Origin of the sequence: Curtobacterium sp. SORGH_AS_0776 (assembly GCF_031453355.1) — a bacterium.
Taxonomy (GTDB): Bacteria; Actinomycetota; Actinomycetes; order Actinomycetales; family Microbacteriaceae; genus Curtobacterium.
Genome location: NZ_JAVIYU010000001.1, coordinates 3,323,649 through 3,343,407, shown reverse-complemented (window position 1 = coordinate 3,343,407; position 19,759 = coordinate 3,323,649). Strand labels below are relative to the sequence as shown.

The following is a 19,759-nucleotide window of genomic DNA, read 5'->3' as shown; positions in this document are numbered from 1 at the left end:
CCTCGCCCGCGTTTCCGTGCGTCGATCACAGAAACAGACCCAGAGAACATGAAGCTCGAACTCCGCGGCATCACGAAGCGGTTCGGCCCCCTCGTCGCCAACGACCACATCTCGCTCACCGTCGAGCCCGGTGAGGTCCACTGTCTCCTCGGGGAGAACGGCGCCGGCAAGTCGACCCTGATGAACGTCCTGTACGGCCTGTACCAGGCGGACGAAGGCGAGATCCTCCTCGACGACGTCGTCCAGGACTTCGACGGACCCGGTGACGCCATGCGTTCCGGCATCGGCATGGTGCACCAGCACTTCATGCTGGTCCCCGTCTTCACCGTCGCCGAGAACGTCATGCTCGGCCAGGAGCAGACCGCGTTCGGCGGCCGGCTCGACCTCGCCGGCGCCCGCAAGCGCGTGCGGGAGATCTCCGAGCGCTTCGGGTTCGACGTCGACCCGGACGCCAAGGTCGAGGACCTCCCCGTCGGTGTCCAGCAGCGGGTCGAGATCATCAAGGCGCTGTCCCGCGACGCCTCGGTCCTGGTGTTCGACGAGCCGACGGCCGTCCTCACCCCGCAGGAGACCGACGAGCTGATGGGCATCATGCGCCAGCTCCGTGCGGCCGGCACCGCGATCGTGTTCATCACCCACAAGCTGCGCGAGGTCCGCGAGGTCGCCGACCGCATCACCGTGATCCGCCTCGGCAAGGTCGTCGGCGAGGCATCGCCCACCGCGACGAACAACGAGCTCGCGGCGCTCATGGTCGGCCGTGCTGTCTCCCTCGTCGTCGACAAGGCACCAGCGACCGGTGGAGAGGACGCCCTCGTCGTCGACGGGCTGACCGTCACCGACCCGTCCGGCATCGTCCTCGTCGACGACGTCTCGTTCACGGTCCGGCGCGGCGAGGTCCTCGCCATCGCCGGGGTGCAGGGCAACGGGCAGACCGAGCTGACCGAGGCGATCCTCGGCCTCGAGCCGGTGCACGCCGGCCACGTCACGCTCGACGGGCGCGAGCTCACCGGCCGCACCGTCAAGCAGATCCTCGACGCCGGCGTCGGCTTCGTCCCGGAGGACCGGAAGGAAGACGGGCTCGTCGGCGAGTTCACCATCGCCGAGAACCTCATGCTCGACCGTGCCGACCACGCCGAGTTCGTCCGCGCCGGCACGATCCGATCGGCGGAGCGCGACGCGTTCGCCGACGAGAAGATCGCCGAGTTCGACATCCGCACGCCGAGCCGCACCACCGCGGCCGGCCGGCTGTCCGGCGGCAACCAGCAGAAGATCGTCCTCGCCCGCGAGCTGAGCCGCGACCTGCGCCTCTTCGTCGCGGCGCAACCGACCCGCGGCATCGACGTCGGGTCGATCGAGTTCGTGCACAAGCGCATCGTCGCCACGCGCGACACCGGGGTCCCGGTCATCGTCGTCTCCACGGAGCTCGACGAGGTCGTGGCACTCGCCGACCGGATCGCCGTGATGTACCGCGGCGGGATCGTCGGCATCGTCCCCGCGGACACCCCGCGCGACGTCCTCGGCCTGATGATGGCCGGGGAACTCCCAGAAGGAACGGAGCTGGCAGCGTGAGCAACACGCCAGACAACACGCAGCCGGATGCCCAGCCGACGGCCGACACGCAGCCGGACGCACCGCTGACCGACGACCGCCTGCAGGACGTCGAGTCCACCCCGCACCTCATGACGGACTCCGCCGAGGACACCGAGCGACGCCAGGGCGGCGACCGCTGGCAGGCCGCACTGCAGGGCATCGTCAACGGCTCTGCCCTCGTCACGGTCCTCGCCGTCGTGCTCGCCCTCGTCGCCTGCGGCATCCTCATCGCCATCACCGACGAGAACGTCCGCTCGGCCGCCGGGTACTTCTTCGCGCGTCCGGCCGACACCTTCCGGGCGATCGGCACCGCGGTCGGCGGCGCGTACGCGTCGCTGTTCGAGGGGTCCGTCGTCAACTTCGGCGCGTCGAGCTTCCAGCAGGCCATCGTGCCGCTGACCCGCTCGATCGACTACGCCGTGCCGCTCATCGCGGCCGGTCTCGGCATCGCGCTGTCGTTCCGCGCCGGCCTGTTCAACATCGGCGGCCAGGGCCAGATCCTGATGGGCGCCGCGGCGGCCGGCTGGGTCGGCTTCTCGTTCGACGGCCCCGCGGCGATCCACATCCCGCTCACGATCGTCGCCGGCATCGTCGGTGGCGCGGTGTGGGCCGGGATCGTCGGCGTCCTCAAGGCGCGGACGGGTGCCAACGAGGTCGTCCTCACGATCATGCTCAACTACGTCGCGCTGTACCTCGTGAGCTACCTGCTCCGCACGCCGGGCCTGCTGCAGGCGCCGGGCAGCCCGAACCCGATCTCGCCCGCGACGAAGGACAGCGCGGTGCTCCCGCCGCTGTTCGGGGCGCGCTACGGCGTGGACCTCGGCTTCGTCGTCGCGATCATCGCGGTCGTCGTCGTGTGGTGGCTCGTGAACAAGTCCTCGCTCGGCTTCCGCTTCCGCACCATCGGTGAGAACCCGCGTGCCGCCCGCGTGGCCGGCATGAGCGTGCCGTCCCTGACCATCTGGGTCCTCGTCATCTCCGGTGCCCTCGTCGGCATCGCCGGCGCGTACCAGGTGCAGGGCGCGGTCACGACCGGGTTCACCTCCGGCATCGACGCCGGCATCGGGTTCGACGCCATCACCGTGGCGCTGCTCGGCCGGTCGAAGCCGTGGGGCGTGTTCTGGGCCGCGATCCTGTTCGGCGTGCTGAAGAACGGCGGCTACGCCATGCAGGCCGCGAACGGCATCCCGATCGACATCGTGGGCGTCATCCAGGCCCTCATCGTCCTCTTCATCGCGGCGCCGCCGCTCGTCCGCGCGATCTTCCGGATCCCGCAGCCGGGTGCTCGTCGACGCGTCTCCACGAAGAACAGCAAGAAGGCGGTCGCCGCGTGAGCACCCTCAGCCCCACCGCGCCCAGCGCGTCGCCGGTCGCCGGCCGTCCGGTCGAGACCACCCGCAGCTGGAAGCTCGCGATCGGGTACGGCGTCTTCACGCTGATCGCCCTCGTGCTCTTCGCGCTGCTGCCCCGCACCGGGACGACCACGTTCCGCCTCGCCAACAGCGGCGACTTCTTCGCCCTGCCCGACGTGCCGCTGCCGGCCGTGGGCACCGGGATCGTCGTGGTCGTGCTGCTCGCGATCCTCACCGTCTACGCGGTCGTCGAGACCCGTGCGGTGCGCCGCGTGCCGATGTGGGTCACCGCGGTGTTCGCCGTGGTGTTCGTCATCGGGTTCCTGACGTGGGCGGCCGCCGGCAAGTCCCTGCCGATCCCCGGCCTGCTGCTCGGCGCGCTGAGCCTCAGCGTCCCGCTGGTGTTCGGTGCCCTCGGCGGCGTCATCTCCGAGCGCGTCGGTGTCGTGAACATCGCGATCGAGGGACAGTTCCTCGCCGGTGCGTTCAGCTCCGCCATGGTCGCGTCCATCACCGGCTCGCCCTGGGTCGGCCTCGTCGCGGCGCTCGTCGCGGGCACGCTCGTGTCGTTCATCCTCGCGGCGTTCAGCATCAAGTACCTCGTCGACCAGGTGATCGTCGGTGTCGTCATCAACGCCTTCATCTCCGGCCTGACCGGCTTCCTGTACTCGCAGGTGCTCTCGCCGAACGAGACCACGCTCAACGTCGGCGTCCGGTTCCCGATCATCCCGATCCCGGTCCTGCACCAGATCCCGGTCATCGGTCCGGTGTTCTTCGAGCAGCGGGTCACGGTCTACCTGGCCTACGTGGCGGTCGCGGTCGTGACGTTCGGGCTCTTCAAGACCCGCTGGGGCCTGCGCCTCCGCGCGGTCGGCGAGCACCCGCAGGCGGCGGACACGGTGGGCATCAACGTCACCGGGACCCGGTTCTGGAACGTGTCCCTCGCCGGAGCGATCGCGGGCCTCGGCGGCGCGTACTTCACGCTCGACGCGGTCGGCCCGTTCACCAAGGACATGACCGCCGGCGCGGGCTACATCGCGCTCGCGGCGGTCATCTTCGGTCGCTGGGACCCGATCAAGGCGACGTTCGCGGCGCTGCTGTTCGGCTTCGCGTCGAACCTGCAGAACACCCTCGGCGCGATCAACTCGCCCGTGCCGAGCGAGTTCCTGCTCATGCTCCCGTACGTGGTGACGATCTTCGCGGTGGCCGGCCTGGTCGGGCAGTCGCGTGGGCCGGCCGCGTCCGGCAAGCCGTACATCAAGAGCTGACGGCCAGGAGGCACGGCACATGACCGACACGCACGCTGCGGGCGACGACGGGGTGGCGTCCACCGACGCGACCGCCTGGGCGGACCCGGCCACGGCCCTGGACGGGCGCGGCGGCCGGACCGCCGGCGACGGGACGGGGGCCGAGCCGCGCCTCCCGTCCGACGTGGACTGGACCGCCCTGCGGACCGCCGCGACGGCCGCGATGGGCCACGCCTACGCGCCGTACTCGTCGTTCCCGGTGGGCGCCGCGGCGCTCACCGACGACGGCCGGATCGTCTCCGGCTGCAACGTCGAGAACGCGTCCTACGGGGTGACGCTCTGCGCGGAGTGCTCGCTCGTCTCGCAGCTGCACATGACCGGCGGCGGCAAGCTCGTCGCGTTCACGTGCGTCGACGGTGACGGGGCGACCCTGATGCCGTGCGGCCGGTGCCGTCAGCTGCTCTTCGAGCACTCCACCGAGGGCATGCTGCTCGAGACCGTCTCCGGCATCCGCACCATCGACGAGGTCCTGCCGGACGCCTTCGGGCCGCGGACCCTCGCCACCTACCAGCAGGAGCACTGATCCACATGGCCGTCGAGCCGTTCGACACCGTCGACCTCATCCGCACGAAGCGCTCCGGGGGCGCCCTGAGCACCGCCGAGGTCGACTGGCTCGTCGACGCCTACACGCGCGGCTACGTCGAGGACCCGCAGATGGCGGCGATGGCGATGGCGATCTTCCTGAACGGGATGGAGCGCCGCGAGATCAAGGACCTCACCCTCGCGATGATCGCGTCGGGGGAGCGGATGTCGTTCTCGTCGCTCGGCAAGACGACGGTCGACAAGCACTCGACCGGTGGCGTCGGCGACAAGATCACGCTGCCGTTGGCGCCCCTCGTGGCGTCGTTCGGGGTCGCGGTACCCCAGCTGTCGGGCCGCGGGCTCGGGCACACCGGCGGCACGCTCGACAAGCTCGAGTCCATCCCCGGGTGGCAGGCGGCGCTGTCGAACGACCGTCTCCTCGAGGTGCTGACCGACGTGGGTGCGGTCATCTGCGCCGCCGGTACCGGCCTGGCTCCGGCCGACAAGAAGCTCTACGCCCTGCGGGACATCACCGGCACCGTCGAGAGCATCCCACTCATCGCGTCGAGCATCATGTCGAAGAAGATCGCCGAGGGCACGGGTGCGCTCGTGCTCGACGTGAAGTTCGGGTCGGGGGCGTTCATGCCCTCGTACGAGGCGTCGCGCGAGCTCGCGCAGACGATGGTCGACCTCGGGAACGACGCCGGGGTGAAGACCTCGGCGCTGCTGACCGACATGGAGGTCCCGCTCGGGCTGACGATCGGCAACGCGCTCGAGGTGCGGGAGTCGGTCGACGTGTTGGCGGGCGGGGGTCCAGCCGACGTCGTCGCGCTGACCGTGGCGCTGGCGACCGAGATGCTCACGCTGGCCGGGCTGCCGGACGCCGACCCGGCCGCCGCACTGGCCGACGGCCGAGCGATGGACACCTGGCGGCGGATGATCCAGGCGCAGGGCGGGGACCCCGCAGCCGCGTTGCCGGTCGCCCGCGAGCAGCACGTCGTCACCGCGCCGTCGTCGGGCGTGCTCGCGCAGCAGGACGCCCTGCCCTTCGGCGTCTCGGCCTGGCGCCTGGGTGCCGGCCGTGCGCGCGCGCAGGACCCGGTGCAGGCCGGGGCGGGCATCGAGCTGCACGTCAAGCCCGGTGACACCGTCGCCGCGGGGCAGCCGCTCTGGACGCTGCACACCGACGACGCGTCGCGGATCCCGCGGGCGCTCGAGTCGCTCGAGGGTGCGTGGTCGATCGGCACCGAGGCGCCTCGGCGTGGGCCGATCGTTCGCGAGCGCATCGCGGGCTGAACCCGGGCCGTGGGACCGGCCACCGGCCGGGCTGCGGCTGCCTGCCCGGCTGTGGAGAGCCTCCAGTGGGTCCCGTCGTCTGTTGTGCACAGGTGCCTGCGCGGGGTCGGTGACCACCGATAGCCTGGGGGCATGAGCTCCGACGCCACGACCTACCGCCTGCCCGACGCCGGAGCGGTCATCAACGACCTGCCCAAGGTCTCGCTGCACGACCACCTCGACGGTGGTCTGCGTCCGGCGACGATCGTCGAGCTGGCTGCCGAGGCCGGCGTGGCGCTGCCGACCACCGACGCCGTGGCGCTCGGTGCGTGGTTCGCGGACCAGTCGAACTCCGGCTCACTCGTCGAGTACCTGAAGACCTTCGACGTCACGACCTCGGTGATGCAGACGGCGCCGCAGCTGCACCGCATCGCGAAGGAGTTCGTCGAGGACCTGGTCGCCGACGGCGTCGTCTACGGCGAGGTCCGCTGGGCGCCCGAGCAGCACCTGCAGGGCGGGCTCACGCTCGACCAGGCGGTCGAGGCCGTGCAGGCCGGTATCGAGGAAGCGGTCGACGCCGCCGGCGGCAGCATCCGCGTCGGCCAGCTCGTCACGGCGATGCGCCACGCGGACCGCGCACTCGAGATCGCCGAGCTCGCCGTCCGGCACCGCGACGCCGGCGTGGTCGGCTTCGACATCGCCGGGGCCGAGGCCGGATTCCCGCCCTCGAACCACCGTGCGGCGTTCGACTACCTCGCGTCCGAGCTCTTCCCCGTGACGGTGCACGCGGGCGAGGCCGACGGGCTCGCCTCGATCCGCTCCGCGCTCGTCGACGGGCGGGCACTGCGCCTCGGCCACGGCGTCCGTCTCTTCGAGGACGTCGTCCTGTCCGACGCCGGTGACGGCTCGACGCTCGCCTCCCTCGGCGAGGTCGCCTCGTGGGTGCGCGACCGTGAGATCCCGCTCGAGGTCTCGCCGTCGTCGAACCTGCAGACCGGGGCCGTCGCGGCGTGGGGCGACGACCTCGCCGACCACCCCTTCGACGTGCTCTACCAGCTCGGCTTCCGGGTCACGGTGAACACCGACAACCGCCTGATGAGCGACACCTCGCTCTCGAAGGAGCTCGCGCTGCTGGCGGGCACGTTCGGCTACGACCTCGACGACCTCGCGGCGTTCCAGATCAACGCGGCCCTCGGCTCGTTCCTGCCGCTCGAGGACCGCGAAGAGATCATCGCCACCATCACGGCCGGCCACCAGGAGGCCTGACGCATGCCACTGCCGCCGCTGCCGGACTCCGCCGTCGTGCTCGGGGCGACCGCGTCCTCGTGGCGCGACGCGCTCCGGCTGGCCGGCGGTGCCCTCGTGTCGTCGGGAGCGGCCACCGAGCCGTACACCGACGCCATGATCGGCCTGGTCGAGGAACACGGGCCGTACATCGTCATCTCGCCCGGGCTGGCGTTCGCGCACGCCCGGCCGGGGCCCGCGGTGCTGCGTGACGGGCTGTCCGTCGTGACGCTCGACGCGCCGGTGTCGTTCGGACACCCGCACAACGATCCGGTCCGCGTGGTGCTCGGGCTCGCGGTCGCCGGGGTCGGCACCCATCTCGAGTCGATCGGGGAGATCGCGAACCTGTTCAACGACGCTTCGGTGACCGGTCGGATCGCCGATGCCGCCACCGCGGACGAGGTCCGCGCGATCATGGGGGTCACGGCATGAAGATCGTCACCATCTGCGGCGCGGGCATCGGTTCCAGCGCGATCCTCAAGGTGAACGCCGAGAAGGCCCTCGCGGCGCTCGGGCTGACCGCGTCCGTCGTGGCGGCCGACGTCGCGTCCGTGCAGAAGGTGTCCGACGACGCGAACGTGATCCTCACCAGCCAGGAGTTCGTCGAGGCGATCGGGTCCACCTACGCCGAGGTCATCGTGATCCGGAACCACTTCGACCAGGCCGAGATCACGGCCGCGGTGGACCGGGCGCTCGGCGAACACTGACGCCGGTTCCGTGGCCTCTAGAGTTGGGGCATGAGCACGGAGAACCCGCTGAACGACCCCGCCGCCGACCCGTTCGAGGTCGCGCGTGACGCCGCCGAGGTCATCGCCTCGAAGTCCGGCATCGAGCGCCACGACATCGCCCTGACCCTCGGGTCCGGGTGGGGGAAGGCCGCGGACCTCATCGGCGAGACCGTGTCCGAGATCCCCGCGTCCGAGGTCCCCGGCTTCAGCGCCTCGGCCGTCCCCGGACACTCCGGTACGGTCCGCTCGATCCGTCTCGCCGACGGCCGGCACGCGCTGGTCATCGGGGCGCGCACGCACTACTACGAGGGCCATGGGGTCCGTCGGGTCGTGCACAGCGTCCGGACCGCGGCGGCGACCGGCGCCTCGATCATGGTGCTCACGAACGGTGCCGGGGGCATCAAGGAGCACTGGACGCCCGGCACGCCAGTCCTCATCAGCGACCACATCAACCTCACCGCGGACAGCCCGCTCGAGGGCGCCACGTTCGTCGACCTCACCGACCTGTACTCGGCGCGGCTCCGGTCGGTCGCTCGCGGCGTGGACCCCTCGCTCGACGAGGGCGTCTACACCCAGTTCCGCGGTCCGCACTACGAGACGCCGGCCGAGGTCCAGATGGCGAAGACCATCGGCGGGCACATCGTCGGCATGTCCACCGCGCTCGAGGCCATCGCGGCGCGGCAGGCCGGCATGGAGGTCCTCGGCTTCTCGCTCATCACGAACCTCGCCGCCGGCATCCAGAAGACGCCGCTGTCGCACGCCGAGGTGCTCGAGGCCGGGCGCGAGGCCGAGCCGGTGATCGCCGACCTGCTGGCCCGCGTGGTGACCGCGCTGGGCTCAGCGTCGTGAAGCTCGACGTCGACGGCGTGCTCGCCGAGGCTCATGCCTGGAGCGCGCAGGACCCGGACCCCGTGACCCGTTCCTCGCTCGATGCGGCGATCGACGCGGCGGCGACCGGCGACGGTCCCGCCGTGCAGGACCTCGCCGCGCGGTTCGCCGGGCGCCTGGCGTTCGGCACCGCAGGCCTCCGCGCCGAGCTCGGGTACGGACCGCTCCGGATGAACCGGGTCGTCGTGACCCAGGCCGCCGCGGGACTCGCGCGCTTCCTCATCGACACCGGTCGTCGACGCAGCGTCGTCATCGGGTACGACGGCCGGGTGAACTCGGACGTCTTCGCCCGCGACTCCGCCGAGGTCATGCGCGGCCTCGGGCTCGAGGTCACCCTGCTGCCGTCGGCGCTCCCCACGCCCGTGCTGGCGTTCGCCGTGCGGCACCTCGACGTCGGTGCCGGGGTGATGGTGACCGCGAGCCACAACCCGCCGCGGGACAACGGCTACAAGGTCTACCTCGGCGAGGACGACGAGGGGTCGCAGATCGTCCCGCCCGTCGACGCCGACATCGCCGCCGCGATCGACGCCGTCGCCGCGGGCTCGATCGCGGACCTGCCCCGTGCCACCGACTACACCGTCGCCAAGTCCGAGCTGCTCGACGCCTACGTGTCCGACACCGCGGCGACGGTGGCAGCGCCCGGGCTCGCTCCGGACGCGCAGCCGAAGGTCGTCTACACGGCCATGCACGGCGTCGGGTGGGAGACCGCCCGCGCGGTGTTCGAGGCGGCCGGGTTCGCCGTGCCGGTGACCGTGCCCGAGCAGATCCAGCCGGACGGGGCGTTCCCGACGGTGTCGTTCCCGAACCCTGAGGAACCGGGGGCGATGGACCTGTCGATCGCCCGCGGGGTCGCGGTCGGTGCGGACCTCGTCATCGCGAACGACCCGGACGCCGATCGGCTGGCGCTGGCGATCCCGGACGGCGACGGTTCCTTCCGCAGGCTCTCGGGCAACGAGGTCGGCTGGCTCCTCGGGTGGCGCGCTGCAGCCCGGGCGTCCGACGACGGTGTGCGGGGAACGCTCGCGGCGTCGATCGTGTCCTCGCCGGCGCTCGCACGGGTCGCGGCGCGGCACGGGCTGGAGTACCGCGACACCCTCACCGGCTTCAAGTGGGTCTCCCGCGTCCCCGGGCTGCTGTTCGGGTACGAGGAAGCGCTCGGCTACCTGGTCGACCCGGAGGTCGTCCGCGACAAGGACGGCATCTCGGCGGCGCTGTCCCTGCTGTCCCTCGCCGCGGACCTGGCCGCCCAGGGCTCGTCGATCGCCGGGCAGCTCGACGCCTTCGCGGCCGAGTTCGGGGCGTTCGCGTCCGGGCAGGTGGCGACCCGGGTGGACGACCTGTCCCGCATCGGTTCGATCATGGCGTCCCTGCGGTCGACGCCGCCGACGACGCTCGGCGGGCTGTCGGTGCTGTCGGTGACGGACTACGCCGGTGGTGTCGAGGGCTTCCCGCCGTCGGACATCCTCCGCTACGACCTGACGGGTGACGCCCGCGTGATCGTCCGCCCGAGCGGGACCGAGCCGAAGGTGAAGGTCTACATCGACACCGTCGCGGCGACCCCTGCCGAGGCGCAGTCGCTCGTCGACGCCCTCGCCGCCGACATCCGCCCGCTGGTGTCGTAGGCGCGGCCGCGCCGGCGGCCGGGCTTGCCCGCCGCGCGTCGAAAGTCGCTTCGAACCGGGATTCCCCGCGGTTCGGAGCGACTTTCGTTGTGCAGCGGCGAACGACGCCGTCCTCCACAGGACCCCGGGATCGCCGTGCGGTCCACAGAAGCGGGCGCAGACGTCGGTTCGCAGCGATCGAGCGCGATCCTCGTTCGATGGCACGACTCACGATCATCCACGGTGGCACCGCCGACCCCTCCGGCCGCAGGGGACGAGCACTCCAGCGCGCTGCCGACGCAGGGGACCTCGTACGGCTCGTCCCCGGCCGGTTCGTCGACGCCGGGGAGTGGCGGCGCGCGACGCCTGGTGAACGGCACATCGCGCGGATCAAGGCGGTGCACGATCGGCTCGCTCCGCGACTCGTCGTCTCTCACGCGTCGGCGGCCGCGTTGCACGGCCTCCCGTGGGCCGGAGAATTCCCCGAGACCGTCGACGTGCTCGATCCCCGACGGACGACGTCGCAGGGGCTCGCACACGTCCGGAAGTGACCTGGTGCCGGCCGGACGTTCCGGACCCAGACGATGGTGGCGAAGGACCGTCTGCTCACCGACCTCGTGAGCACGGCGGCCGACCTCGCGATCTCCTACGAACTCCGCATCTCCGTGCCGGCACTGGACTCTGCCCTGCGGCGGGGCGCAGCCCGAGCGGACATCCGGGCAGAGGTCGACGCCCGGAACGCCGTGCACGGGCGGCATCGCGCGATCACCGCGATCGAGCTGGCCGATGCGGCGAGTGGCTCACCGGGGGAGTCCGTCGGGCGCGTGGCGCTCGACGAGGTGGGCGCTCCTCGCCCCGTGCTGCAACAGGAGTTCCGCGATGCAGACGGCTTCATCGGGCGCGTGGACTTCTGGTTCCCCGACCAGGGCGTGATCCTGGAGTTCGACGGCAAGGCGAAGTACGTGGACCCTGCTCTCCGAGCAGCCGGTACGACCGCGGCCGACGTGGTCGTGTCGGAGAAGCGACGGGAGGATCGACTCCGCCGGCATCGGGACGTGCGGGCCGTCGGACGGTTCGGCTGGCCGGAGGCGCACGATGCTGAGGCGCTCCGAGCGCTGCTCCAGGGGGTGGGAGTCCGGACGACGCCGCGCTCGTTCACGCTGCTGCGGTGACGACGCTGGCGGCTCGGGGTGCCTGCGCACAACCAAAGTCCCTTCGAACTGCGCCGATGCGCGGTTCGAAGGGACTTTGGTTGTGCGAAGCGCAGCGGCGCCGCAGCGCGGCGCAGCCGCCTACGCGAGCTCGAGCAGCACGTGGCCGGACGAGATCGTCTGGCCGACGGGGGCGTTCAGCCCCGTGACGACACCGTCACGCGGGGCAGCGACGGGCTGCTCCATCTTCATGGCCTCGAGCACGACGAGCAGGTCGCCCTTCACCACGGTGTCACCCTCGGCGACCGCGAGCTTCACCACGGTGGCCTGCATCGGGGACGTCACGGAGCCGGACGACGCCAGGCCGCCACGGACCCCGGACGACCGGCGCTTCGGCGGAGCGGACGGCCCGGCCGGACGACGACCGGCAGCACCGGCGACGCCGCCGGCGACGATCGACGGCATGGTGACCTCGATGCGCTTGCCCTGCACCTCGACGACCACGCTCTCGCGGGCTGCCGGTGCGGGGAGCTCCTCGGGGGAGCCGCTCCACGCCGGGATCTCGTTGACGAAGTCGGTCTCGATCCACTGCGTGTAGATGCTGAACGGGGTCTCGTCGGGCGTCGCGAACGCCGGGTCCGACACGACCGCACGGTGGAACGGCAGCACGGTCGGCAGGCCGGTGACCTCGAACTCGGCGAGGGCACGACGCGACCGCTCGAGCGCCTCGGCGCGCGTGGCACCGGTGACGATGAGCTTCGCGAGCATCGAGTCGAACGAGCCGGAGACGACGTCGCCGGAGACGACGCCGGAGTCGACGCGGACACCGGGGCCGGACGGCGCGTGGAACGCGTGCACGGGGCCCGGCGCCGGGAAGAAGTTGCGACCCGGGTCCTCGCCGTTGATGCGGAACTCGAACGAGTGCCCGCGCGCGACCGGGTCGGAGTAGTCGAGCACGCCGCCCTCGGCGATGCGGAACTGCTCGCGGACGAGGTCGATGCCGGTGACCTCTTCGGAGACGCAGTGTTCGACCTGCAGGCGGGTGTTCACCTCGAGGAACGAGACGGTGCCGTCGGCGCCGATGAGGAACTCGCACGTGCCGGCACCGACGTAGCCGACCTCGCGGAGGATCGCCTTCGACGACTCGTACAGCCGTTCCTCCTGCGACGCCGTCAGGTACGGCGCGGGCGCTTCCTCGACGAGCTTCTGGTGCCGACGCTGCAGCGAGCAGTCGCGCGTCGAGACGATGACGACGTTGCCGTGCTCGTCGGCGAGGCACTGCGTCTCGACGTGGCGCGGCTTGTCGAGGTACTTCTCGACGAAGCACTCGCCGCGGCCGAACGCCGCGATGGCCTCGCGCGTCGCCGATTCGAAGAGCTCTTCCACCTGGTCGCGCGAGCGGACCACCTTGAGACCACGGCCGCCACCGCCGAACGCCGCCTTGATCGCGACGGGCAGTCCGACCTGGTCGACGAAGTCGAAGACCTCGGACACGTCCTGCACGGGCTCGATCGTGCCCGGCGCGAGCGGCGCACCGACCTTCTCGGCCACGTGCCGCGCGGAGACCTTGTCGCCCAGGCGCTCGATCGACTCCGGCGAGGGGCCGATCCAGGTCAGCCCGGCGTCGATGACGGCGCGGGCGAAGTCGGCGTTCTCGGCGAGGAACCCGTAACCCGGGTGCACGGCGTCGGCGCCGGAGCGTCGAGCGACCGAGATGATCTTGTCGATGACGAGGTAGGTGTCGGCGCTCGTGGTGCCGTTCAGCGCGTAGGCCTCGTCGGCGAGGCGTGCGTGGAGGGCGTCACGGTCCTGGTCGGCGTAGACCGCGACCGATGCCTTGCCTGCGTCGCGGGCCGCGCGGATGATGCGGACGGCGATCTCGCCGCGGTTCGCGATGAGGACCTTGCTGATACGGGGCATGGTAAGTCAGCGTATTCGTGCGGCAGAGGCGCGAATTGACTGGCACCCACAAAGAACCGGCGCGAAGAAGTGTGGATGTCTACAGTGCCCAGAGGTCGTGCCACGCGATGCCGAACCCCCGCAGCAGCATCGAGCGCAGCACCGGGAGCGAGAGCCCGACCACCGCGGACGGTGCGCCGTCGATCCGGGTGATGTACGCGGCGGCCCGACCGTCGATGGTGAACGCCCCGGCGACCTCGAGCGGTTCGCCGGTGGCGACGTACGCGTCGATCTCCGCGGGCGACATGTCGTCGGCGAAGGTGAGCACGGCGCTGTCGACCGCCACCACCTGGTCGCCGTCGGCCACCATCGCCGACCCGCCGGGCGCGACGCCCGCGACGAAGGCAGCAGCGCCGAGCGGCCCGCCGCCCGACGCGTCCACGGTGCGGACGGGAGGCACGGTGCCGGCCCGACCCGCGCCTCCAGGCCCCGGATCGGGTGCGTCCAGGGCGTCGGGTGCGTCCACGACGTCGGGCGCGTCCGCGGCGCGGCGCCGGTCCACGACGCAGTGCCCGCTCCAGAGCGTGCCGCCGCCGGCGGCGAGCATCTGCCGCCACCGCTCCCGCGCGACCTCCGGCTCGTGGGGCTTGCCGTACAGCACGCCGTCGACCTCGAACGCGGAGTCCCCGCCGAACACGAAGCCGTCGACCGGTGAGCCGTCGACCGGGGCGTCCGCGACGGCCGAGGCCTTGGCGACCGCGAGCATCGCCACCAGCTCCGGCCCGGTCAGGTCGCGGCCCAGGGACGCGGCGGCCGCGGCGACCGCGGCGTCCTCGTCGACCCCCGGCGCGACGAGCACCGGCTCGATCCCGGTCTGGGCGAGCAGGGCGCGGCGGGCGGGGGAGGTACTCGCGAGGTACAGACGCATGGGAACATCGAACCATGGGTGAATCCGTCGGAACGCTGCTCGACCTCGACGTCACCGGGATCGCCCACGGCGGCATCTCGGTGGCACGGCACGAGGGGCGGGTGGTGTTCGTGTCGGACGCGATCCCCGGCGAACGGGTGACCGCCCGCGTGACCGAGGACCGGAAGAAGTCGTTCTGGCGTGCCGACACCGTGTCGGTCGAGACGCCGAGCGAACACCGCGTCGACCACGTCTGGCCCGAGGCCGCCCTCGACCGCGACCCGGCCGTCCGCGCCGGCGGTGCCGAGTTCGGGCACATCGCCCTCGGCCACCAGCGCACGCTGAAGCACGACGTCCTCGTCGACTCCTTCGCGCGCTTCGCCCGCACGGACCTCGCTGCCGTGCTCGGCCACGACGTCGTGGTCGAGGCAGCCCCCGGCGACGACGAGTCGAACGGCACCGGCTGGCGCACCCGCGTCCGCCTGCACGTCGACGAGGACGGCACCGCCGGCCCCTTCGCGGCCCGGTCGCACACCGTCGTGCCCGTCGCGTCCCTCCCGCTCGCGAGCCGGGTCGTGCAGGAGAGCGCACCGCTCGGCCGCGGCGCGATGCCCGGCGCGTCCGTCGTCGACGTCCTCGCGCCGAGCGGCTCCGAGGGTGCGCGACTCGTGATCGACGAGCAGAAGCCGACCGTCGTGACCGAGGTCGTGGGGGAGCGTTCGTTCTCGGTCGACGACAACGGCTTCTGGCAGGTCCACCGTGCGGCTCCGGCCGTGCTGACCGCCGCCGTGCAGGACCTCGTCGACCGCGACCGGCTCGACCCCGAGGGGCAGCACCTCGATCTCTACGGCGGTGTCGGCCTGCTCGGCGCCGCGCTCGGCGACCTCGTCGGGCCGCGCGCCAAGCTCACCAGCGTCGAGAGCTCGGAGCGCGCCACCGAGCACGCGCAGGAGAACCTCTCCGAGTGGATCGGCGCCCGTGCCGAGACCGGCCGCGTCGACCGCTGGCTGCAGCGCACCGTCTCGACCCTGTCCGCCGGCGAGCGGCAGCGGCACCGCGCCGGGACGATCGTGCTCGACCCGCCGCGCTCGGGTGCCGGGCGCGAGGTCGTCGTGCAGATCGCGGCCCTCCAGCCGGCGCAGGTCGTCTACGTCGCCTGCGACCCGGTCGCGTTGGCGCGCGACGTCGCGACGTTCGCGGACCTCGGGTACCGCCTGGAGGCACTGCGCGCCTTCGACCTCTTCCCGCACACCCACCACCTCGAGGCCGTGGCGCGCCTGGTGCCCGTCGCCTGACGTCGATCGCGGGTCGCCTCCAGGGCGGCGGGCGCGCGCTCGACGGCGGTCGCGCGGGCGCCGCGCCGACCTGGCCGATTTGCGCGACGCGTGTCCGAGCGCACGACGACCGGCCGTGTCACGACCGCGTCGCGCCGCTGCCTGAGTCCGACCTGGGTATCCTTGGTCGTTGATGGCGAACCGGTTTCAGGGGCCGGGGAGCGCATCGACCAGAGAGGCCACCGTGGCAACAGACACGACCACAACCGGAACGACCGGACTGGCGACCAAGCCCGTCCGTGTCGCGATCGTCGACGACCACGAGTCCGTGCGGCTCGGGATCCAGGCAGCCTGCCAGAACGAGGGGTTCGAGGTGGTGCTGACCGCCGCGAGCGTGCCCGAGTACATCGAGAACCTCGGTGGGCGTGAGGTCGACGTCGTCGTCCTCGACCTGTCCCTCGGCGACGGCTCGACCGTGACCGCGAACGTGAAGGGTGTGCAGGGCACCGGTTCCGCCGTGCTCGTGCACTCGATCGCCGACCGCGTCGCGAACGTCCGCGAGGCACTGGCCGCAGGGGCGGCCGGCGTCATCCCGAAGTCCTCGGCGACGAAGACCGTGATGGCCGCCGTCGCCACCGTCGCTCGCGGGGACGTGCTCAACAACCTCGAGTGGGCCAGCGCGATCGACGCCGACCGGGACTTCGCGAAGGCGCAGCTCGGACGCCGCGAACGCGAGATCCTGCACCTCTACGCCTCGGGCCTGCCGCTCAAGCTCGCCGCGCAGCAGCTCGGCATCGGGTACTCCACCGCCCGCGAGTACCTCGATCGCATCCGTGTGAAGTACGTCGAGGTCGGTCGACCGGCACCGACGAAGGTCGACCTCCTCCGCCGTGCGGTCGAGGACGGCATCCTGCCGGGGCTCGACTCGGGCATCGACCCCGACGGCGACGGCCGCTGAGCAGCATGACGGCGGCTGACGCTGCACCCGGGGCCGGGGCCGGGGCCGGGGCTGCGGCCGCCCGGACCGCGGCCGGGCGGATCGAACCCGCGCCGTTCGGGGCCGATCCCGCGCGGAGCGTCCGCGCGTCCATCACCCAGGCGTCCGTCGAGCGCGCGTTCGCGATCCTCCTCGCCGTGGCCGCACTCGGCTTCGGCGCGACGACCGTGCCCGCGGTGCTGTCGCAGCTGCCGTACCTCGACCCGGTGTGGGGTCCCGTCGTCGCGTTGGCGCTCGCCGCGTCGTTCCTCTTCGTCGGGGCGTCCGTCTTCGCGAGGCGCCTGGCGCAGATCGCGCAGATCGTGTGCGCCCTGGTGTTCCTCGTCGCCCTCGTCACCTGGCCGTTGACCGTGCAGGAGCCGATCCCGTCCGACCAGGCGCCGTGGCCCTGGTGGCTCTGCACGGTGGGGTCGACCGCGGCCGCGATGGGCTTCGCCCCGTGGCGGGCGTCCGTCTACACCGCGCTCGTGCCGGCCGTGTACGTGGCCATCCGGTTCACCCCGCTGGGCGGCGACGCGGGTGTCGGGGCGTTGCTCAACGGCTTCTACACGGCGATCCTCAGCGGGGCCGCCCTCATCATCGTGATCGTGCTCCGCCGTGCAGCGGCAGCCGTCGACGCAGCCCAGGCCACGGCCGTCCGGCGGTACTCGCACGCGATCCGCGAGCACGCCACCGAGGTCGAGCGGGTCCAGGTCGACGCGATCGTCCACGACAGCGTGCTCACGACGCTCCTCTCCGCCGCCCGGGCTGACACCCGCGACGCCGAGATGCTCGCCGCGCGGATGGCCCGGAACGCCATCGACCACCTCGAGGCCGCGGCGGCGGACGGCCCAGGGGACGCACCCCCGGTTTCCCTCGTCGACCTGCGGACCCGCATCTCCGACGCCGTCGGTGCGCTCGCGGCGCCGGTCCGGGTCGACCGTGGGCACGTCGGGTCGGTCCGGGTGCCCGCGATCGTCGCGGACGCCGTCGCCTCGGCGGCCGTCCAGGCCGCGGTGAACAGCGTGCAGCACGCCGGTCCGGCCGAGGTCGACCGGTGGATCGTCGTCGAGCAGCGCGGCGCCGGCGTCCACGTCGAGGTCGGGGACGACGGTGCCGGCTTCGACATCGCGGGGATCCCCGCCGAGCGACTCGGCGTCCGTCGTTCGATCGTGGAGCGGGTGGTCGCTGCCGGGGGCACCGCCGAGATCGTCACCGCGCCGGGAGCGGGCACCCGTGTGCTCCTCGACTGGGCGCCGGCGGCGGGGGAGCACCGGTGAAGGCCTCACTCCCGGCCGGGGTCGCGATCGGGCTCGCGACGCTCTTCTCCGTGTACCACCTCGTCCTCGCGGCGACGACGCTCCCCGGAGCCGCCCAGATCGGGCCGGTCGTCGCGTGCATGGTCCTCTACGCTGCGGCGACCGGTGTGGCGGTGTTCGTGCCCGGTCGGCCGCTGCCGGTCTGGGCGGCGTGCTTCGCGCTCGCGACGGCCGTGGTGCTGCCCGTCGTCGCCTCGCCCACGGTCGACCTGACCGCCGGCCCTGGCAACGGCACGTGGTGGATCGCCGCGGTCGGCACGCTGATGGTCGTCCTCGTCGTGCGCGTGCGCGTCGCGTTCGCCTGGGTCGGTGTCGGATTCCTCACCGTGCACGCCGTCGCGTGGGCCGGACTCGGGGCGCTCGGGTCGCTCGGCGTGCTCGGCAGTGTGGTGTGGGTGGTGATCGCCACCGGCCTCACTGCCGCGATGAGTCGGGCCACCCGTGTCACCCGCGACTTCGTCCGCGCCGAGCAGGAGACCGCCGACTGGCAGGCGGCGCAGGACGCCCACGTCTTCGAGCGGCAGTTCCGGCTCAGCCAGACGACGCGCATGGCGCTGCCGATGCTCCAGCGGATCATCGAGACCGGCGGTGACCTGGACGACGCCGAGCGTGCCGAGTGCCTGCACCTCGAACAGGCCATCCGCGACGAGATCCGGGGCCGGTCGCTGCTGTCGGAGGACGTCCGCGACGAGGTCATGCGCCTCCGTCGTCGTGGCGCCACGGTGCAGCTGCACGACGACGGCGGTCTCGACGACCTCGAGATCGACGACCTGCGCCGGGTGCACGCCCGCATCGCCGAGGCCCTGCGCCAGGCGCGCGAGGCCGACAACGTGATCATCCGGACCGTCCCCGAGGGATCCGAGTCCGCCGTGACCGTCGTGGGGCTGCGGCTCGACCTCGCGGCGAGCGAGTCGGCGGCGCTCGGGGCGGGGATGGACGACGAGGACGGCGACGAGGACGAGTCGGTCGTCGTGTGGCTCGAGATCCCGCGGCACGAGACCGTCTGAGGCGGACCGACACCGAACGTCGTCGGCGCCCGCGCGAACGACAGCGCCCGGAAACGGGGAACGGGCCGGTCGGATACCGACCGGCCCGTTCACGACCCGAGTCTGAGCGACAACCCGAATATCGCCCTGACTCGTAGCTGGTAGGTGGCTTCGTACCCTAGTCGGCCACCGACCTGCGATGTTCTTCGTTGAAGGACACCGAACACGAACTACTATGCCCGCAGCCGAACGCTCTGTCAGTCGTCATTATGGGGGACAAAATCGGCCATTTCCGCCGCCCTCGGCCCCTGCTGTCCCCCGTCTGCGGGGAGACCGACCGGGAATCCCGCGGTCGGGGCGCCGAAACCGCCCGGTACCCAGGGGTACATGGTCGCCCGCACCGTGCGGCACGCGCAAGCCCCCGGAGCGGCTCAGCGGAGCGATCGGCTCCAGGCGCCGGCACCGTGCTCGAGCGGTCGACGGAGGCCCCGGGCGGACACGTCCCACCCCGAGCGCGGCGACACGGTGACCTCGGGACGGCCGAGCGACGCCGCCTCGTCCGCCTGACGCTGCAGGACGGCGATGACGGCGGCGAGCTCCTCCGGCGTGGGCTCCCCGGAGACGACACGGACGTCGGCGGCCGCCGCGACCGCCTGCTCGACGGGGACCGCGGGGACCACGGCTGCGTGGCGGCCCATCA

19 protein-coding genes are annotated in these 19,759 nt (G+C 72.2%); 16 read left to right on the top strand and 3 right to left on the bottom strand.

All coding sequences use genetic code 11. From position 1 onward, the window contains the following. Positions 1-48: 48 nt before the first annotated feature. The 12 genes from QE359_RS16275 to QE359_RS16220 all read left to right on the top strand — a co-directional run bounded on the left by QE359_RS16275 (position 49) and on the right by QE359_RS16220 (position 11,719). Positions 49-1,569, top strand: coding sequence for an ABC transporter ATP-binding protein (locus tag QE359_RS16275; protein WP_309779962.1), 1,521 nt, complete (start codon positions 49-51; stop codon positions 1,567-1,569). Continuing rightward, positions 1,566-2,924: an ABC transporter permease gene (locus QE359_RS16270; RefSeq protein ID WP_396127743.1), complete on the top strand. Its 1,359-nt coding sequence runs from the start codon at positions 1,566-1,568 to the stop codon at positions 2,922-2,924. The genes QE359_RS16275 and QE359_RS16270 overlap by 4 nt, the downstream gene beginning before the upstream one ends. Beyond that, positions 2,921-4,210, top strand: coding sequence for an ABC transporter permease (locus tag QE359_RS16265; RefSeq protein ID WP_070418443.1), 1,290 nt, complete (start codon positions 2,921-2,923; stop codon positions 4,208-4,210). The genes QE359_RS16270 and QE359_RS16265 overlap by 4 nt, the downstream gene beginning before the upstream one ends. 163 nt (positions 4,211-4,373) lie before the next feature. Then, positions 4,374-4,772 (top strand): cytidine deaminase, encoded by a 399-nt coding sequence (locus tag QE359_RS16260; protein WP_070419511.1) that lies wholly within the window; start codon positions 4,374-4,376, stop codon positions 4,770-4,772. A gap of 5 nt (positions 4,773-4,777) precedes the next feature. Further along, positions 4,778-6,067, top strand: a complete 1,290-nt coding sequence (locus QE359_RS16255; protein ID WP_092386459.1) for a thymidine phosphorylase — start codon at positions 4,778-4,780, stop codon at positions 6,065-6,067. Between the two features lie 132 nt (positions 6,068-6,199). Next, complete coding sequence (locus QE359_RS16250) at positions 6,200-7,312, top strand: adenosine deaminase (RefSeq protein WP_309779961.1); 1,113 nt, start codon at positions 6,200-6,202, stop codon at positions 7,310-7,312. 3 nt (positions 7,313-7,315) lie between these two features. Then, positions 7,316-7,762, top strand: coding sequence for a PTS sugar transporter subunit IIA (locus tag QE359_RS16245; protein ID WP_070418446.1), 447 nt, complete (start codon positions 7,316-7,318; stop codon positions 7,760-7,762). After that, the gene (locus QE359_RS16240; RefSeq protein WP_070418447.1) at positions 7,759-8,037 is read left to right on the top strand and encodes a PTS sugar transporter subunit IIB; all 279 of its coding nucleotides are present in this window, start codon (positions 7,759-7,761) and stop codon (positions 8,035-8,037) included. Before QE359_RS16245 ends, QE359_RS16240 begins: the two co-directional genes overlap by 4 nt. A gap of 30 nt (positions 8,038-8,067) precedes the next feature. Then, positions 8,068-8,907, top strand: a complete 840-nt coding sequence (locus QE359_RS16235; RefSeq protein ID WP_070418448.1) for a purine-nucleoside phosphorylase — start codon at positions 8,068-8,070, stop codon at positions 8,905-8,907. After that, positions 8,904-10,568: a phospho-sugar mutase gene (locus tag QE359_RS16230; protein ID WP_309779959.1), complete on the top strand. Its 1,665-nt coding sequence runs from the start codon at positions 8,904-8,906 to the stop codon at positions 10,566-10,568. Before QE359_RS16235 ends, QE359_RS16230 begins: the two co-directional genes overlap by 4 nt. A gap of 197 nt (positions 10,569-10,765) precedes the next feature. Further along, entirely contained in the window at positions 10,766-11,098 is a 333-nt protein-coding gene (locus QE359_RS16225) for a hypothetical protein (RefSeq protein WP_309779957.1), read from the top strand. A gap of 36 nt (positions 11,099-11,134) precedes the next feature. After that, a complete protein-coding gene (locus QE359_RS16220) occupies positions 11,135-11,719 on the top strand; it encodes a hypothetical protein (protein ID WP_309779956.1) in 585 nt (194 codons plus the stop codon). A gap of 120 nt (positions 11,720-11,839) precedes the next feature. Here the strand turns inward: QE359_RS16220 and QE359_RS16215 are convergent, their stop codons facing one another. Both QE359_RS16215 and QE359_RS16210 read right to left on the bottom strand, forming a co-directional pair. Beyond that, positions 11,840-13,618, bottom strand: a complete 1,779-nt coding sequence (locus tag QE359_RS16215) for a biotin carboxylase N-terminal domain-containing protein (protein ID WP_309779954.1) — start codon at positions 13,616-13,618, stop codon at positions 11,840-11,842. A gap of 79 nt (positions 13,619-13,697) precedes the next feature. After that, on the bottom strand, positions 13,698-14,525 hold the full coding sequence (locus QE359_RS16210) for a Maf family protein (protein WP_309779953.1): 828 nt from the start codon (positions 14,523-14,525) through the stop codon (positions 13,698-13,700). Between the two features lie 14 nt (positions 14,526-14,539). Here QE359_RS16210 and QE359_RS16205 point away from each other — a divergent pair, with 14 nt between their 5' ends. The 4 genes from QE359_RS16205 (at position 14,540) to QE359_RS16190 (ending at position 19,080) form a co-directional block, all read left to right on the top strand. Beyond that, positions 14,540-15,799 carry a class I SAM-dependent RNA methyltransferase gene (locus QE359_RS16205; RefSeq protein WP_070418453.1) on the top strand — a complete coding sequence of 420 codons (1,260 nt, stop codon included), beginning with the start codon at positions 14,540-14,542 and terminating at the stop codon, positions 15,797-15,799. Positions 15,800-15,971: 172 nt separating this feature from the next. Then, complete coding sequence (locus QE359_RS16200) at positions 15,972-16,736, top strand: response regulator (protein WP_374115184.1); 765 nt, start codon at positions 15,972-15,974, stop codon at positions 16,734-16,736. A gap of 5 nt (positions 16,737-16,741) precedes the next feature. Continuing rightward, the gene (locus tag QE359_RS16195; RefSeq protein WP_309779952.1) at positions 16,742-18,034 is read left to right on the top strand and encodes an ATP-binding protein; all 1,293 of its coding nucleotides are present in this window, start codon (positions 16,742-16,744) and stop codon (positions 18,032-18,034) included. Continuing rightward, a complete protein-coding gene (locus QE359_RS16190; RefSeq protein ID WP_309779951.1) occupies positions 18,031-19,080 on the top strand; it encodes a hypothetical protein in 1,050 nt (349 codons plus the stop codon). Before QE359_RS16195 ends, QE359_RS16190 begins: the two co-directional genes overlap by 4 nt. Before the next feature lie 410 nt (positions 19,081-19,490). Here the strand turns inward: QE359_RS16190 and QE359_RS16185 are convergent, their stop codons facing one another. Continuing rightward, positions 19,491-19,757, bottom strand: a complete 267-nt coding sequence (locus QE359_RS16185; protein ID WP_309779949.1) for an acyl-CoA carboxylase subunit epsilon — start codon at positions 19,755-19,757, stop codon at positions 19,491-19,493. Positions 19,758-19,759 lie beyond the last annotated feature (2 nt).

Coding starts and splice junctions, on each gene's coding strand:
- QE359_RS16275 (WP_309779962.1), top strand. CDS start 49: ATGAAGCTCGAACTCCGCGGCATCACGAAGCGGTTCGGCCCCCTCGTC.
- QE359_RS16255 (WP_092386459.1), top strand. CDS start 4,778: ATGGCCGTCGAGCCGTTCGACACCGTCGACCTCATCCGCACGAAGCGC.
- QE359_RS16250 (WP_309779961.1), top strand. CDS start 6,200: ATGAGCTCCGACGCCACGACCTACCGCCTGCCCGACGCCGGAGCGGTC.
- QE359_RS16245 (WP_070418446.1), top strand. CDS start 7,316: ATGCCACTGCCGCCGCTGCCGGACTCCGCCGTCGTGCTCGGGGCGACC.
- QE359_RS16240 (WP_070418447.1), top strand. CDS start 7,759: ATGAAGATCGTCACCATCTGCGGCGCGGGCATCGGTTCCAGCGCGATC.
- QE359_RS16235 (WP_070418448.1), top strand. CDS start 8,068: ATGAGCACGGAGAACCCGCTGAACGACCCCGCCGCCGACCCGTTCGAG.
- QE359_RS16225 (WP_309779957.1), top strand. CDS start 10,766: ATGGCACGACTCACGATCATCCACGGTGGCACCGCCGACCCCTCCGGC.
- QE359_RS16215 (WP_309779954.1), bottom strand. CDS start 13,618: ATGCCCCGTATCAGCAAGGTCCTCATCGCGAACCGCGGCGAGATCGCC.
- QE359_RS16210 (WP_309779953.1), bottom strand. CDS start 14,525: ATGCGTCTGTACCTCGCGAGTACCTCCCCCGCCCGCCGCGCCCTGCTC.
- QE359_RS16205 (WP_070418453.1), top strand. CDS start 14,540: ATGGGTGAATCCGTCGGAACGCTGCTCGACCTCGACGTCACCGGGATC.
- QE359_RS16200 (WP_374115184.1), top strand. CDS start 15,972: ATGGCGAACCGGTTTCAGGGGCCGGGGAGCGCATCGACCAGAGAGGCC.
- QE359_RS16195 (WP_309779952.1), top strand. CDS start 16,742: ATGACGGCGGCTGACGCTGCACCCGGGGCCGGGGCCGGGGCCGGGGCT.
- QE359_RS16185 (WP_309779949.1), bottom strand. CDS start 19,757: ATGGGCCGCCACGCAGCCGTGGTCCCCGCGGTCCCCGTCGAGCAGGCG.